Source organism: Hydrogenophaga aquatica (assembly GCF_054780915.1).
The window spans coordinates 87376-103080 of record NZ_BAAGVK010000018.1; the positions used below are offsets into that span (position 1 = coordinate 87376).

13 protein-coding genes are annotated in these 15705 nt (G+C 65.5%); 9 read left to right on the forward strand and 4 right to left on the reverse strand.

Annotation, left to right across the window (positions count from 1 at the left end; translation table 11 throughout):
• Window positions 1-58 precede the first annotated feature (58 nt).
• The 3 genes from gyrB to dnaA all read right to left on the reverse strand — a co-directional run bounded on the left by gyrB (window position 59) and on the right by dnaA (window position 5347).
• Window positions 59-2653, reverse strand: a complete 2595-nt coding sequence (gene gyrB / locus ACYVHH_RS14365; protein ID WP_460565878.1) for a DNA topoisomerase (ATP-hydrolyzing) subunit B — start codon at window positions 2651-2653, stop codon at window positions 59-61.
• A gap of 84 nt (window positions 2654-2737) precedes the next feature.
• A complete protein-coding gene (gene dnaN / locus ACYVHH_RS14370; protein WP_460565879.1) occupies window positions 2738-3844 on the reverse strand; it encodes a DNA polymerase III subunit beta in 1107 nt (368 codons plus the stop codon).
• A gap of 81 nt (window positions 3845-3925) precedes the next feature.
• On the reverse strand, window positions 3926-5347 hold the full coding sequence (gene dnaA, locus ACYVHH_RS14375) for a chromosomal replication initiator protein DnaA (protein ID WP_460565880.1): 1422 nt from the start codon (window positions 5345-5347) through the stop codon (window positions 3926-3928).
• Between the two features lie 287 nt (window positions 5348-5634).
• On the opposite strand from dnaA, the gene rpmH reads away from it, so the two are divergent.
• The 5 genes from rpmH to mnmE all read left to right on the forward strand — a co-directional run bounded on the left by rpmH (window position 5635) and on the right by mnmE (window position 9742).
• On the forward strand, window positions 5635-5769 hold the full coding sequence (gene rpmH / locus ACYVHH_RS14380; RefSeq protein ID WP_101049475.1) for a 50S ribosomal protein L34: 135 nt from the start codon (window positions 5635-5637) through the stop codon (window positions 5767-5769).
• 55 nt (window positions 5770-5824) lie between these two features.
• Window positions 5825-6262, forward strand: coding sequence for a ribonuclease P protein component (locus ACYVHH_RS14385; RefSeq protein ID WP_460565881.1), 438 nt, complete (start codon window positions 5825-5827; stop codon window positions 6260-6262).
• The gene (gene yidD / locus ACYVHH_RS14390) at window positions 6255-6536 is read left to right on the forward strand and encodes a membrane protein insertion efficiency factor YidD (RefSeq protein ID WP_460565882.1); all 282 of its coding nucleotides are present in this window, start codon (window positions 6255-6257) and stop codon (window positions 6534-6536) included. The genes ACYVHH_RS14385 and yidD overlap by 8 nt, the downstream gene beginning before the upstream one ends.
• Window positions 6533-8215, forward strand: a complete 1683-nt coding sequence (gene yidC / locus ACYVHH_RS14395) for a membrane protein insertase YidC (protein ID WP_460565883.1) — start codon at window positions 6533-6535, stop codon at window positions 8213-8215. Before yidD ends, yidC begins: the two co-directional genes overlap by 4 nt.
• Window positions 8216-8278: 63 nt before the next feature.
• Window positions 8279-9742, forward strand: a complete 1464-nt coding sequence (gene mnmE, locus ACYVHH_RS14400) for a tRNA uridine-5-carboxymethylaminomethyl(34) synthesis GTPase MnmE (RefSeq protein WP_460565884.1) — start codon at window positions 8279-8281, stop codon at window positions 9740-9742.
• Window positions 9743-9754: 12 nt separating this feature from the next.
• Here mnmE and ACYVHH_RS14405 read toward each other — a convergent pair whose 3' ends face one another.
• Window positions 9755-10696, reverse strand: coding sequence for a LysR family transcriptional regulator (locus tag ACYVHH_RS14405; RefSeq protein WP_460565885.1), 942 nt, complete (start codon window positions 10694-10696; stop codon window positions 9755-9757).
• Between the two features lie 114 nt (window positions 10697-10810).
• Here ACYVHH_RS14405 and gcl point away from each other — a divergent pair, with 114 nt between their 5' ends.
• From gcl to ACYVHH_RS14425, 4 genes are read left to right on the forward strand one after another with little or no spacing between them, the layout of a single operon-like run.
• Window positions 10811-12604 (forward strand): glyoxylate carboligase, encoded by a 1794-nt coding sequence (gene gcl, locus ACYVHH_RS14410; RefSeq protein ID WP_460565886.1) that lies wholly within the window; start codon window positions 10811-10813, stop codon window positions 12602-12604.
• 36 nt (window positions 12605-12640) lie between these two features.
• Window positions 12641-13417 (forward strand): hydroxypyruvate isomerase, encoded by a 777-nt coding sequence (gene hyi, locus ACYVHH_RS14415; RefSeq protein ID WP_460565887.1) that lies wholly within the window; start codon window positions 12641-12643, stop codon window positions 13415-13417.
• 48 nt (window positions 13418-13465) lie between these two features.
• Complete coding sequence (gene glxR, locus ACYVHH_RS14420; RefSeq protein WP_460565888.1) at window positions 13466-14371, forward strand: 2-hydroxy-3-oxopropionate reductase; 906 nt, start codon at window positions 13466-13468, stop codon at window positions 14369-14371.
• A 30-nt stretch (window positions 14372-14401) separates the two neighbouring features.
• Window positions 14402-15703, forward strand: coding sequence for a glycerate kinase type-2 family protein (locus ACYVHH_RS14425; RefSeq protein WP_460565889.1), 1302 nt, complete (start codon window positions 14402-14404; stop codon window positions 15701-15703).
• Window positions 15704-15705 lie beyond the last annotated feature (2 nt).

Genomic DNA, 15705 nt, shown 5'->3' on the forward strand with positions numbered 1-15705 from the left:
CCGAGGATGCGCGCGCGAGGCTGGCGCGCTCCCCTTGGCCGAGCCATGACGACAGGCCTCAAACGTCAATATTCCCCGCCCGCAGCGCGTTCGTCTCGATGAAGTCCCTGCGCGGCTCCACCTCGTCGCCCATCAGCATGGTGAACACCTTGTCGGCTTCAATGGCGTCCTCGATCTGCACGCGCAGCAGGCGGCGCACCTCGGGGTCCATGGTGGTTTCCCACAGCTGCTCGGGGTTCATCTCGCCCAGGCCCTTGTAGCGCTGGCGTGCGGTGGTGCGCTCGGCTTCGCCAATCAGCCAACGCATGGCCTCGCGGAAGTCGCCCACCTTTTCTTCCTTCTGGCGTTCGCCTTCGCCGCGCATCACCTTGGCGCCTTCGCCCAGCAGGCCGCGGAAGGTTTCGGCGGCCTCGGCCAGCGCAGCGTAGTCGGCACCGTGCACAAAGTCCTGCGTGATGATGCTGCTCTTGATGTTGCCGTGGTGGCGGCGGCTGATGCGCAGGATGGGCTTGTCGGTGCGCACGTCAAACTCGGCAGCCACTTCGGCGGGCACGCCGGTGGTGTTGAGTTCGCGCAGGGCCACTTGCAGGGCGGCGGCGCTGGTGGCTGCCTCTTCCATGCCGTCCAGGTTCAGGCTCACGCCGTCGGCCACGGCGCGCAGTGCCTCGGCGTCCATGAAGGCGCTCAGGCGTGCAATCACGCTCTCGGCCACCTGGTGCTTGCGCGCCAGCTCGGCCAGGGTGTCGCCGTTCAGCGTGGTGGCATTGGCGCCGCCGGTGAACACGCTCGCGTCCTTCAGGGCAATGCGCAGCAGGAAGCCGTCCAGCGCAGCAGCGTCCTTCAGGTACAGCTCTTCCTTGCCAGCCTTTACCTTGTACAGCGGGGGCTGGGCAATGTAGATGTGCCCGCGCTCCACCAGCTCGGGCATCTGGCGGTAGAAGAAGGTGAGCAGCAGGGTGCGGATGTGCGCGCCGTCCACGTCCGCGTCGGTCATGATGATGATGCGGTGATAGCGCAGCTTGTCGATGTTGAAGTCGTCGGCGCCGCTCTTGCCCTTGCCGCTGAAGTCGTCCTCGCTGGCCTTGCCGATTCCGGTGCCCAGCGCGGTGATGAGGGTGAGGATTTCGTTGCTGGCCAGCAGCTTCTCGTAGCGGGCCTTTTCCACGTTCAGGATCTTGCCGCGCAGCGGCAGAATGGCCTGGAACTTGCGGTCGCGGCCCTGCTTGGCCGAGCCGCCTGCGGAGTCACCCTCCACGATGTAGATTTCGCACAGCGACGGGTCTTTTTCCTGGCAGTCTGCCAGCTTGCCGGGCAGGCCCATGCCGTCGAGCACGCCCTTGCGGCGCGTCATCTCGCGGGCCTTGCGTGCGGCCTCGCGGGCGCGGGCGGCTTCCACAATCTTGCCGCACAGAATCTTGGCGTCCTGCGGGCGCTCTTCCAGGTACTCGGTCAGCGCCTTCGCCACAATGTCTTCCACCGGTGCGCGCACTTCGCTGCTCACCAGCTTGTCCTTGGTCTGGCTGCTGAACTTGGGCTCGGGCACCTTGACGGACAGCACGCAGCACAGGCCTTCGCGCATGTCGTCGCCGCTCACTTCCACCTTGGCCTTCTTGGCCAGTTCGTTGTCGGCAATGTACTTGCCGATCACGCGCGTCATGGCGGCGCGCAGGCCGGTCAGGTGGGTGCCGCCGTCGCGCTGTGGAATGTTGTTGGTGAAACAGAGTACGTTCTCGTTGTAGCTCTCGTTCCACTGCATGGCCACTTCCACGCCGATTTCGGTGCCGGGAATGCCGCCGTAGCTTTCGGCCGGGCGTGCGCCAATGGCGTGGAAGGCCGTGGGGTGCAGCACCTTCTTGCCCTGGTTGATGAATTCCACGAAGCCCTTGACGCCACCCGCGCCGGAGAAGTCGTCTTCCTTGCCGCTGCGCTCGTCGATCAGGCGGATGCGCACGCCGTTGTTCAGGAACGAGAGCTCGCGCAGGCGCTTGGCCAGGATCTCGTAGTGGAAGTCGTTGTTCTCTTTGAAGATCTCGGTGTCGGGCAGGAAGTGCACCTCGGTGCCGCGCTTTTCGGTGGCGCCGGTGACCTTCATGGGGCTGACTTCAAAGCCGTCCACGGTCTCCAGCAGGCGGTCTTGCACAAAGCCGCGCGCGAACTCCAACTGGTGCACCTTGCCTTCGCGGCGCACCGTCAGGCGCAGCCATTTGCTCAGCGCGTTCACGCAGCTCACGCCCACGCCGTGCAGGCCGCCCGACACCTTGTAGCTGTTCTGGTTGAACTTGCCGCCCGCGTGCAGCTCGGTCAGCGCGATCTCGGCGGCGCTGCGCTTGGGTTCGTGCTTGTCGTCCATCTTCACGCCCGTGGGAATGCCCCGACCGTTGTCGGTCACGCTGATGGAGTTGTCGGTGTGGATGGTGACGACGATGTCGTCGCAGTGGCCGGCCAGTGCCTCGTCGATGGAGTTGTCCACCACTTCGAACACCAAGTGGTGCAGGCCGGTGCCGTCGGACGTGTCGCCGATGTACATGCCTGGGCGCTTGCGCACCGCCTCCAGGCCTTCCAGGATCTGGATGGCACCTTCGCCGTAGCCGTCGGCCCCGGCCGTGACGTGGGGCTGCTGGGCGTCGTTTGCGGGGGTGTTTTCTGCGCTCATGATGAAAAATCTCGGGTGTCTTCAAAAGCCCAAACCCGCACGGGTGCGCGGGTTCGAGGAAGGGGCTGCAGGCTCAAGGCCTTGTCAGATGCGCATTGGCATCACCACGTACTTGAAGTGTTCGTTGTCGGGGATGGTGACGAGGGCCGACGAATTGCCGTCGGCCAGTTCCACGCGCACCATGTCCTGGCTCATGTTGGCCAGCGCGTCGATCAGGTAAGTCACGTTGAAGCCGATCTCGATGGCGTCGCCGTTGTATTCGATGTCCAGTTCGTCGACCGCCTCTTCCTGGTCGGCGTTGTTGGAGGCCACGCGCAGTGCGCCGGGCTCCACGTTCAGGCGCACGCCCTTGAACTTCTCGCTCGTCATGATGGCGGCGCGCTGCAGCGCGGCCAGCAGTGCGGTGCGGCCCAGAATGATGATGTTCTGGTGGTTGCGCGGAATGACGCGGTTGTAGTCGGGGAACTTGCCTTCCACCAGCTTGGTGACGAATTCCATGCCCTCGAAGCTGAACTTGGCCTGGTTGGCGGCGAACTGCATCTCGATGGCGCCGTCCTTGTCGCTCAACAGGCGCTGCAGTTCCAGCACGGTCTTGCGCGGCAGAATCACTTCCTGCTTGGGCACTTCCACGTCCAGCTCGGCGCTGGCAAAGGCCAGGCGGTGGCCGTCGGTAGCCACCAGGCTGAGCTTCTTGCCTTCGGCCACGAAGAGGATGCCGTTGAGGTAGTAGCGGATGTCGTGCACCGCCATGGCGAACGACACCTGGCCCAGCAGGCTCTTGAGGGTTTTTTGCGGCACGCTGAACACCGGGCCGAAGCTGGGCGACTCCTGCACCAGCGGGAAGTCCTCGGCGGGCAGGGTCTGCAGGGTGAACTTGGACTTGCCGCCCTTGAGCACCAGCTTGGACTGCTGCGATTCCAGGCTCACGGTCTGGTCGGCGGGCAGGGTGCGCAGGATGTCGATGAGCTTGCGCGCGCCCACGGTGGTGGCAAAGCTGTTGTCGTCACCGCCCAGGTCGGCGTGGGTGCGGATCTGGATTTCCAGGTCCGAGGTCGTCAGCTGCACCTGGCCGGCTGTCTTGCGGATCAGCACGTTGGCCAGCACTGGCAGGGTATGACGACGTTCCACGATGCCCGCCACCGACTGCAGCGCGGCCAACACTTTGTCCTGGGTCGATTGAAAAACGATCATGTCCTTGCTTTCTTACCGGGTTGACGGGTGGTGATTGCCATACACATTGTCACAGTTTTGCGAGGCGCTTCCTGACAGGGCTCAGCCCTTGAGCGTCTGCTCCAGCACGTGCAGCTGCTGGTTGAGCTCGCTCACGGTCTGGCGCTCTGCCGCGATCTTGCGCACGGCATGCAGCACGGTGGTGTGATCCCTGCCGCCGAAAAGCTCGCCGATCTCGGGCAGGCTCTTCTGCGTGAGTTCCTTGGCCAGGAACATGGCAATCTGGCGCGGCCGGGCAATGTTGGCGGGCCGCTTCTTGGAATACATGTCGGCGACCTTGATCTTGTAGAAGTCGGCCACCGTCTTTTGGATGTTTTCCACACTGATCTGCCGGTTCTGGATCGACAGCAGGTCTTTCAGGGCGTCGCGCGCCAGCTGGATGGAGATGTCCTTCTGGTTGAAGCGCGAGTAGGCCAGGATCTTGCGCAGTGCGCCTTCGAGTTCGCGCACGTTGGAGCGCACGTTCTTGGCGACGAAGAAGGCCACGTCCTCGGGCATGGCGGTGCCTTCGCTCTCGGCCTTGCTGATGAGAATGGCCACGCGCATTTCCAGCTCGGGCGGCTCGATGGCCACCGTGAGGCCCGAGTCGAAGCGCGACACCAGGCGCTCGTGGATGCCCGTCAACCCCTTGGGGTAGGTGTCGCTGGTCATGACGATGTGGCTCTTCTTGGCCAGCAGCGCCTCGAACGCGTTGAAGAATTCTTCCTGCGTGCGTTCCTTGTTGGCGAAGAACTGCACGTCGTCGATGAGCAGCAGGTCCAGCGAGTGGTAGCGCTCCTTGAACTCGTCGAAGGTCTTGCGCTGGTAGGCCTTGACCACATCCGACACGAACTGCTCGGCGTGGATGTAGAGAACCTTGGCGCCGGGCTTGTCGGCCAGCAGCTGGTTGCCGATGGCGTGCACCAGGTGGGTTTTGCCCAGGCCCACGCCGCCGTAGATGAACAGCGGGTTGTACAACTGCCCCGGGCTGCCTGCCACGTGCATGGCCGCAGCGCGCGCCATGCGGTTGGCGGAGCCTTCCACCAGGGTGGAGAAGGTGAGCGCGGTATTGAGGCGGTGCTTGTGGGCTTCGGCCTTGGGTTCGGGCGGGGAGGGTACCTCGGGCAGTTCGGCGAACACCGGGTCTTGCGGCGCCTGCGTGGGGCGTCCAGGCTGGCCAACGCCAGTTCTGGTGGGCGCTTCACGCGGAGCGAGCGCTAACTCCAGTTGAACCGGCTTGCCTGCCAGGGTTTCGAGCGCGGCGGCAATCTTGCCCGCGTACTGCGCGCGAATCCAGTCCATCTTGAAGCGGTTGGCCACGGCCAGCGTGACTTTTTCACCGCCGCCGGAGACCTTGGCCGTGAGCGGGCGGATCCAGGTGTTGAACTGCTGCTCTGGCATGTCCTGCGCCAGCCGTTCGACGCAGGCCAGCCACAGATCGGGCGTGCCTTGTGGGGCGTCGGACATGGGATGGGGCTGGCTCATGGGGGTGGTGTGCAAACGGACGGGAGCGGCGGGCGCTTGTGGAAAGCTCGCGCTGGGCAAGCGTTGGATTGTAGTGCGGAACCGGAGTTATCCACATGCTGGTTTGTGCCATGGCGGCGTGCGAACGGTCGTGCTTGAATGCCCCGCATTTGGCCAAACCGGGAAATTTTGCAATAATCACGGGTTCCCTTGGAATCTGAACCCTTTCTAACCCGGGCGCGCAGCCGGGCCGCCACGCGGGCACCAGCCTGCAGTGCGGTTTTAAGCGCACCCGATTGGACCGAATCATGAAACGCACCTACCAACCGTCCAAAATCAAACGCGCCCGTACCCACGGCTTCCTGGTTCGCATGAAGACCCGCGGTGGCCGTGCTGTGCTGAACGCACGCCGCGCCAAGGGTCGCAAGCGCCTGGCCGTCTGAGTCAGGGTTGAGCCAGCTTCGGCCGTCCGTCACGGCTGAGTCCGCCGGCTTGTCCATGCCTCGGGTCTGTCGCTTGGAGCGCATCCGTTCTCGCCCCCAGTTCGAGGCAGCGCTGGCTGGCCCGCCGGTGGCCAAGACGCAGCATTTCGCCCTGCACATGACCGACACCTCCGCCCACAGCGGTGCCCACGGGTTGTTTCCCGGCGGTGGCACGTGGCTGGGTGTGTTGATCCCCAAGCGGTGGGCACGGCGTGCCGTGACCCGCAATACCCTGCGCCGCCAGATCTACGCGGTGGCGCGGGAGCTTGCCCTCACCCTGCCGCCGCAGGCGCTGGTGGTGCGCTTGCGCAGCGGCTTTGCACGCGATCAGTTCGTCAGCGCAACGTCCGATGCGCTGCGCCGGACTGCGCGCGCGGAACTGCAGGAATTGCTGGGCGAGCGCCTGGCGCGCCGTTTGCGTCACACAGCCGAAGCGGGGGGCGCGCATGCTTGACTGGCCAAAGCGCTTCCTGGTGGCCCTTGTCAAGGGCTACCGGCTTTTGCTGAGCCCGTGGCTGGGCTCATCCTGCCGTTTCGAGCCCACCTGTTCCGCCTACGCGTTGCAGGCGCTGGAGCGGCACGGCGCGCTGGCAGGCAGCTACCTCACCCTCAAGCGGCTGGGCCGTTGCCACCCCTGGTGCGACGGCGGCTGCGACCCCGTGCCCGAGCAGGTGCAACGGCCGTTCTCCTCTCTAACGTCCGCAACGACTGAAAAGAAACCGTCATGAGCGACATCCGCCGATCCATCCTCTGGGTGATTTTTGGTTTCTCGCTGATCCTGATCTGGGACCAGTGGCAGATTTACAACGGCAACCAGGCCACCTTCTTCCCCTCCAGCAGCTCGAAAAAGGCGGTGGCCACGCAGCCAGCTGCCACCGACGCCAGCGTGCCCCAGCCGAGCGCGACGGCGGGCGGTGCCTCTGACGTGCCCGCCCAGGCCCCGAGCATTCCGCGCCAGACCCATACCGTGACGACCGACGTGCTCAAGCTCACGTTCGACAGCGAAGGCGGCTCTCTGGTGGGAGCGCAGATGCTCAAGCACGCTGCCGTGACCGGTCTGGACAAGAACCAGCCCCTGGAGCCGCTGCAACTGCTGACCCAGGACGACAAGCACACCTACGTGGCGCAGACCGGCCTGATCGGCGGCAATTTCCCGACCCACAAGACGCCGATGCGCCTGGTGTCTGGCGGCACGCAGCTGGCCGATGGCGAGGACAGCCTGGCCTTGCGCTTCGAGTCGGAGCCCATGGGCGGCCTGGTGCTGGCCAAGACCTACACGCTCAAGCGTGGCAGCTACGACATCGGCGTGAAGCACGAGGTGATCAACCGTGGCGACGCGGCCGTCACCCCGCAGCTCTACCTGCAACTGGTGCGCGACGGCATGAAGGCCGAGAGCGAGACCCCCTTCTATTCCACGTTCACCGGCCCGGCCGTGTACAGCGAGGCATCCAAGTACCAGAAGGTCAGCTTCGAGGACGTGGACAAGAACAAGGCCAGCTTCCAGAAGATGGCCAGCGACGGCTACGTGGCCATGGTGCAGCACTACTTTGCCAGCGCCTGGTTGCTGGGCCAGGGCACCGAGCGCGAGAACTTCGTGCGCAAGGTTGGTGGCCTGTACTCCGCGGGCATGATCACCGGCGTGGGCAGCGTTGCTCCCGGCGAGACCAAGGCGCTGGAAGCCAGCCTTTTCGTCGGCCCGCAGGCCGAGAAGATGCTGGAGAGCCTGGCGCCCGGCCTGGAACTGGTGAAGGACTACGGCTGGCTGACCATCCTGGCCAAGCCGCTGTACTGGTTGCTGGAAAAGATCCACGGTTTCGTGGGCAACTGGGGCTGGGCCATCGTGTTGCTGGTGGTGCTGATCAAGGCCGCCTTCTACTGGCTCAACGCCAGCGCCTACCGCAGCATGGCCAAGATGAAGGCGATCAACCCGCGCATCATGGAAATGCGCGAGCGCCTGAAGAACAACCCGCAGCAGATGCAGCAGGAGATGATGAAGATCTACCGCGAGGAGAAGGTCAATCCCCTGGGCGGCTGCTTCCCCATCCTGATCCAGATCCCGGTGTTCATCGCGCTGTACTGGGTGCTGCTGTCCAGCGTGGAGATGCGCAACGCGCCTTGGGTGGGCTGGATCACCGACCTCTCCACGCCGGATCCGTTCTACATCCTGCCGCTGGTGATGGCCCTGACGACGGTGTTCCAGACTGCCTTGAACCCGCTGCCGCCCGATCCGCTGCAGGCCAAGCTGATGTGGATGATGCCCATCATGTTCTCGGTGATGTTCTTCTTCTTCCCGGCTGGCCTGGTGCTGTACTGGATCACCAACAACGTGTTGACGATCGCCCAGCAGGCGTACATCAACCACCGCATGGGTGTGCCGTTGAAGTTCAACATGCCGAAGTTCAAGTAACCTCAAAGGGCCGCTTCAGCGGCCCTTTTTCCTTGGCCTTGCCTACCGCTGCTCCCGTTGATCATGCTGCCCCGCCACCAAGACCCCATCGTTGCCATCGCCACCGCACCCGGGCGCGGTGCGGTGGGCATCGTGCGCGTGTCCGGCCGTGGGCTGGGGGCGCTGGTGCAGGCGCTGTGCGGCAGGGCCCTCAGGTCCCGTGAAGCCACCTACCTGCCCTTCCGGGATGCCGACGGCTCGCCCATCGACCACGGGCTGGCCATCCATTTCCCGGGGCCGCATTCCTACACCGGCGAAGACGTGCTGGAGCTGCAGGCCCACGGTGGCCCGGTGGTGTTGCAGCTGCTGCTGGCGCGCTGCCTGGGGGCTGCGGCCGAGCTGGACAGCGTCACGGGCCGCGCGCGGCTGCCGGGGCTGCGCCTGGCCCAGCCCGGCGAATTCACCGAGCGGGCCTTCCTGAACGACAAGATCGACCTGGCGCAGGCCGAGGCCATTGCCGACCTGATCGATGCCAGCACCGAGGCGGCGGCGCGCAGCGCGTCGCGTTCGCTGTCGGGGGACTTTTCGCGCGAGATTGGCGAGCTGCGCGACGCGCTGATCCACCTGCGCATGCTGGTGGAGGCGACGCTCGACTTCCCTGAAGAGGAAATCGACTTCCTGAAGAAGGCCGATGCCCAGGGGCAATTGGAGCGGCTGCAGCAACGCATGGCCGAAGTGATGCGCAAGACGCGCCAGGGGGCCTTGCTGCGCGAGGGCATCAAGGTGGTGATTGCCGGGCAGCCCAACGCGGGCAAGAGTTCGCTGCTCAATGCCCTGGCCGGGGCCGAGCTTGCCATCGTCACCCCCATTGCGGGCACCACGCGCGATGTGGTGCAGCAGACCATCCAGATAGAAGGTGTGCCGCTGCACGTGATCGACACCGCAGGCCTGCGCGAGGGCGAGGGTATCGACGAGGTGGAGCGTATTGGCATCGAGCGGGCCTGGGGGCAGATCGAGGCGGCGGATGCCGTGCTGTTCCTGCACGACCTGACGCGCGTGGGGCAGCCTGCGTACGACGGGGCGGATGCCGAGATCGCGGCTCTGCTGGACGCGCGCCTGCCCCCCAGCGTGACGGTGATCGACGTGTGGAACAAGGCCGATGTGTCGGAAGATTGCGACCTGCCCACGACGCAGGACGTGCCTTCAACCGTGACCGCGCCAGGCTACGCTGCGCACGAAAACCTGCGTCTTTCGGCCAAGACAGGTGACGGGCTGGACGCCCTGCGGCAGCGCTTGCTGCAACTGGCTGGCTGGCAGAGCGGAGCCGAAGGGCTCTACATTGCCCGCGAGCGCCACGTGCAGGCGTTGCGCCAGGTGGATGAGCATTTGGAGCTGGCGGCCTTGCACCTGGCCGCGCAGGCTCAGTCGCTGGACCTGCTGGCCGAGGAACTGCGGCTGGCGCAGAACGCGCTGAACGAGATCACCGGGGCCTTCAGCTCCGACGACCTGCTGGGTGTGATCTTCTCGTCGTTCTGCATTGGCAAGTGAGTGCCCGTTGCCTCATTCCTGGGGCAACCCCTTGCGCTTGCCCGCGCCTGCCGTGCGCGCCCACCACTCGGGCCCGAACTGGCCCTGCAACCAGTCGATGAACTGCGTGACCTTGGTCGGCACCATGCGGGGAGAGGGGTACACCGCATGGATTTCCTGCTGCGGCAGCTGCCATTCGTCCAACAGCGGAACGAGCGACCCTTTGCGCAACGATTCTTCCGCCACGTAGCGTGGCAGCGCGGCAATGCCCATGCCCTCGCGCGCGGCCACCAGCAGGGTCGACAGGTTGTTGGAGCGCAGCAGCCCGCGCACGGGTACCGTGGCCGAACGCCCGCCCGAGCCGCTGAACTGCCAGCGCGCGTCCCCTTGCACGGTGCTGTAGATGAGCGCGTCGTGGTCCTTCAGGTCTTTGGGCGTCGATGGTGTGCCGCGCTGTTTCACGTATTCCGGCGAGGCGGCCACCACCCAGGGGTTGAGGCCGAGGTAGCGTGAACCCAAGGTGGAGTCGGCCAGGGGGCCCATGCGGATGGCCACGTCTACGCCCTGTTCCACCAGGTTGACATAGCGGTCGTCGCAGCTCAGGTCCACCTGGAGCTGCGGGTTCATGCGCATGAACTGCATGACCAGCGGTGCCAGCACGCGCCGCCCGAAGGCCACCGAGGTGCTGATGCGCAGTGCGCCCTGCACCTGCGTCTGCAGCAACGCCGCAACGGACTCTGCCTCTTCCACGTGGTGGGTGATGAGTTTGCACTTCTCGTAATAGAGCAGCCCGATTTCGGTAGGCGTGACGCCGTGTGTGGAGCGGTGCAGCAGGCGCGCGCCCAGCTGGGCTTCCATGCGTCGTACCTGCTTGGTGGCGGCGGGCTGCCCTATGCCCAGTTCGGCGGCGGCCTTGCTGAAGGAGCCCAGGTCCACAACCCGGACGAACAGGCGGATGGCTTGTATGCGTTCCATAGACGGTATTCCACCATGGAATAAGCGAAATGCGCCAGCGCCGCCTTCCGAATCCGAGTTGCCGGGGCGAATATTCCACCAGACGCATAGCAAACCCACCTACAGGAGATAGACATGCCCAAGATGAAAGCCGCCACGGCGGCCGTGCTGGTGCTGGAGAAGGAAGGCATCACCCAGGCGTTTGGCGTGCCTGGCGCGGCCATCAACCCGCTGTATGCGCAACTGCGCGAACGCGGCACCATTTCGCACATCCTGGCGCGCCACGTGGAAGGCGCCTCGCACATGGCGGAGGGTTATACACGCGCCGCGCCGGGCAACATCGGTGTGTGCATCGGCACGTCGGGGCCTGCGGGCACCGACATGATCACGGGCCTCTATTCCGCGCAGGCCGACTCCATTCCCATCCTCTGCATCACCGGCCAGGCGCCGCGCGCACGGCTGCACAAGGAAGACTTCCAGGCGGTGGACATTGCGTCGATTGCCAAGCCGGTGACCAAGTGGGCCACCACCGTGCTGGAGCCCGCCCAGGTGCCGCGCGCCTTCCAGCAAGCGTTTCACCTGATGCGCTCGGGCCGCCCGGGGCCGGTGCTGATCGACCTGCCGTTTGACGTGATGCAGGCCGAGATCGAGTTCGACATCGACACCTACGAGCCGCTGCCGGTGTACAAGCCTGCAGCCTCGCGCAAGCAGATCGACAAGGCGATGGAGATGCTGGCCACCGCCGAGCGCCCGTTGATCGTGGCAGGTGGCGGCATCATCAACGCCGACGCGGCAGACCTGCTGGTGCAGTTTGCCGAGATCACCGGCATACCCGTGATTCCCACGCTGATGGGCTGGGGCGCCATTCCCGACGACCACCCGCTGATGGCGGGCATGTGCGGCCTGCAGACCAGCCACCGCTACGGCAACGCCAACATGCTGGCCAGTGATTTTGTGCTGGGCATTGGCAACCGCTGGGCCAACCGCCACACCGGTTCGCCAGAGGTGTATTGCAAGGGCCGCAGGTTCATTCACGTGGACATTGAGCCCACGCAGATTGGCCGTGTGTTCGCGCCGGACTACGGCATCGTGTCGGACGCGAAGGCCGCACTGGAGCTGTTCGTGGAAGCCGCCAAGGCATTGCGCGCCGCCGGGCAACTGCCCGACCGCAGCGCATGGGCCACCGAGTGTCTGGGCCGCAAGTCCTCGGTCGAGTACCTGCGCAAGACCAACTTCGAAACCGTGCCCATGAAGCCGCAGCGCGTGTACCAGTGCATGAACAACGCCTTCGGCAAGGACGTGACCTACGTCTCCACCATCGGCCTGAGCCAGATCGCGGGCGCGCAGTTCCTGCACGTGTACGGCCCGCGCCGCTGGATCAACTGCGGGCAGGCTGGCCCGCTGGGCTGGACGGTGCCTGCCGCATTGGGTGTGCGCGCCGCCGACCCGCAACGCAAGCTCGTGGCGCTGTCGGGCGACTACGACTTCCAGTTCATGATCGAAGAACTGGCCGTGGGTGCGCAGTTCAAGCTGCCCTACATCCACATGGTGGTGAACAACAGCTACCTGGGCTTGATCCGCCAGTCGCAACGCGGCTTCAGCATGGACTATTGCGTGCAGCTGGGCTTCGAGAACATCAACGCCCCCGCTGGCGACGCCGCCGCGCAGGGCTATGGCGTGGACCACGTGAAGGTGGTCGAGGGCCTGGGCTGCAAGGCCATCCGCGTGCACCGGCAAGAGGAGATTGCACCCGCCATCCGCCAGGCCGAAGCCTGGATGGCCGAGTTCCAGGTGCCGGTGGTGATCGAGGTGATTCTGGAGCGTGTGACCAACATCGCCATGGGCACCGAGATCGACAACGTGACGGAGTTCGAGGAACTGGCCGCCAACAAGGCAGACGTGCCCACCGCCGTGGCGCTGCTGGACTGAACCGTTGCGACTTTGAGAACACAAGGAGACTGAACCATGCCCCGTTTTGCGGCCAACCTGACCATGCTTTTCACGGAACTGCCTTTCCTGGACCGCTTTGACGCTGCGGCGCGTGCGGGCTTCCAGGCGGTGGAATTCCTGTTCCCCTACGCCTTCGAGGCGAATGACATCAAGGCCCGGCTCGACGCCAACGGCCTGCAGTTGGTGCTGCACAACCTGCCGGCTGGTGACTGGGATGCAGGCGAGCGCGGCATTGCCTGCCACCCGGACCGCGTGGAGGAATTCCGCGCAGGTGTGGAGCGTGCCATTGCCTACGCGCAGACGCTGGGGGTGAAGCAGCTCAACTGCCTGGTGGGCAAGGCCCCGGCCGGGGTGCCCGACAGCGTGCTGCGCGAGACCCTGGTGGCCAACCTGCGCCACGCCGCTGCGCGCCTCAAGGCTGCAGGGTTGCGCCTGCTGGTGGAGCCCATCAACACCTACGACATTCCCGGCTTCTACCTGAGCCGCACGCAACAGGCGCTGGACCTGCTGGACGAGGTGGGCGCCGACAACGCCTTCGTGCAGTACGACATCTACCACGCCCAGCGCACCGAAGGCGAACTGGCAGCCACGCTGCAAAAGCACCTGGCGCGCATTGGCCACGTGCAGCTGGCTGACAACCCCGGGCGCAACGAGCCGGGCACGGGCGAGATCAACTACGCCTTCCTGTTCCGCCACCTGGACCGTATTGGTTATGACGGCTGGGTGGGCTGCGAATACAAGCCCGCCAGCACCACCGAGGCTGGGCTGGGCTGGCTGAAGGCTCTGGCCTGAACCCCTTCCTCAACATTGCACCAGCACATCCACAACAAGGAGAAACACATGACAACGCAACCCCTGAAGATCGGTTTCATCGGCCTCGGCATCATGGGCACGCCCATGGCGGGCCACCTCATGAAGGCGGGGCACCAGCTTTTCGTCTATACCCACGGCAAGGTGCCTGCAGAGATCGCCGAAAGTTCTGCAACCCAATGCCTGAACGCGCGTGGCGTGGCCGAGCGAGCCGACATCATCATCACCATGGTGCCCGACACGCCCGATGTGGCAGAGGCACTCTTTGGTGAAGAAGGCGTGGCCAAGGGGCTGACCCCGGGCAAGACGGTGGTGGACATGTCCTCCATCTCGCCGGTGGAGACCAAGGTGTTCGCGCAGAAGATCGAGGCCCTGGGCTGTGACTACCTGGACGCGCCGGTTTCCGGTGGTGACGTGGGCGCGCGCAACGCCACGCTGTCCATCATGGTCGGCGGCAAGCCGGAGGTGTTTGAGCGCGTGAAGCCGGTGTTCGAGGTGATGGGCAAGAACATCACCCTGGTGGGTGGCAACGGTGACGGCCAGACCTGCAAGGTGGCCAACCAGATCGTGGTGGCGCTGACCATCAACGCCGTGGCCGAAGGCCTGCTGTTTGCAGCGCGTGCCGGGGCCGACGCCGCTAAGGTGCGCCAGGCGCTGATGGGCGGGCTGGCCACATCGCGCATTCTGGAGGTGCATGGCGAACGCATGATCAAGCGCACCTTCGACCCGGGCTTCCGCATTGCGTTGCACCAGAAGGACCTGAACCTGGCGCTCAGCGCGGCCAAGTCGCTCGGGCTGGCGCTGCCCGCCACGTCGAATGCCCAGCAGCTCTTCAGTGCCTGTGTGTCGCACGGCGGCTCGGCCTGGGACCATTCGGGTATCGTGCGTGCGTTGGAGAAACTCAACAACTTCGAGATCGGCCAGAGCGCTGGCTGACGCAACCCGTTCACCACCTAGAGCCCGACGATGACCCAGACCACCGCCACGCCCGCCCAACTGCTGCGCCGCATGTTCGATGCGGCGGTGGCATCTGCACAGCCTGCCCTGTGCGTGCCGCCCCACCTGCCCACCCGTGCCGAACTGGGCGCTGGGCGGCTAGTGGTGATTGGCGCGGGCAAGGCGTCTGCCGCCATGGCGCAGGCGGTGGAGCAGCACTGGGACGGCCCGCTGAGCGGCCTGGTGGTGACGCGTTACGGCTACGCCGTGCCGTGCGAACGCATTGAAATTGTGGAGGCCGCGCACCCCGTGCCTGACGCCGCAGGCCTGCAAGCCGCGCAGCGCCTGCTGCAGGTGGTGCAGGGCCTGCGCGAAGACGACATCGTGCTGTGCCTGATCTCGGGTGGCGGCTCGGCCCTGCTGCCTCTGCCTATCGATGGGTTGACGCTGGAGCACAAGCAGGCCGTCAACCGCGCGCTGTTGGCCAGCGGCGCCACCATCAGCGAGATGAACTGCGTGCGTCGCCACCTGTCGGCCATCAAGGGCGGGTGGTTGGCGGCGGCGTGCCACCCGGCACGTGTGGTCACATTGCTGCTGTCCGACGTGCCGGGCGACAACCCCATCGACATCGCTTCCGGCCCCACCGTGGCCGACCCCACCACCTGCGAAGACGCGCTTGCCATCGTGCGCCGTTACGGCATCGACCTGCCCGCGCCAGTGCGCGAGGTGTTGGAGAGCGGCCGTGGCGAGTCTGTGAAGCCTGGCGACCCGCGCCTGGCCCGGGCCGAAACGCGCATGGTGGCCACGCCGCAGATGGCGCTGGAAGCTGCTGCAGCCGTGGCCCGTGAGGCGGGATACCCCGCGCACATTCTGGGCGATGCGCTGGAAGGCGAGGCCCGTGACGTGGGCAAGGTGCTGGGCGGCATGGCCTTGCAGGTGGCCGGGCGCAACCAGCCTTTTGCCGCGCCCTGCGTGTTGCTGTCGGGCGGTGAAACCACCGTGACTGTGCGCGGGCAGGGCCGGGGCGGGCGCAACGTGGAGTGCCTGCTTTCAATGGCCATCACGGTGGGTGGGCACCCGCGCATTCACGCGCTGATGGGTGACACCGACGGCGTGGACGGGCTGGAGGAGATTGCTGGCGCGTTGGTGGGCCCCGACACGCTGGCGCGTGCCTGGGCGCAAGGCTTGCGCCCGCTGGACAGCCTCGCCAACAACGACGGCCATGGATTCTTCGAAGCGGTGGGGGCCTCCGTGGTGACTGGCCCCACGCTCACCAATGTCAACGATTTCCGGGCCATCGTCATCGAGGCGCCGGACCAAGGAAGCACATGACC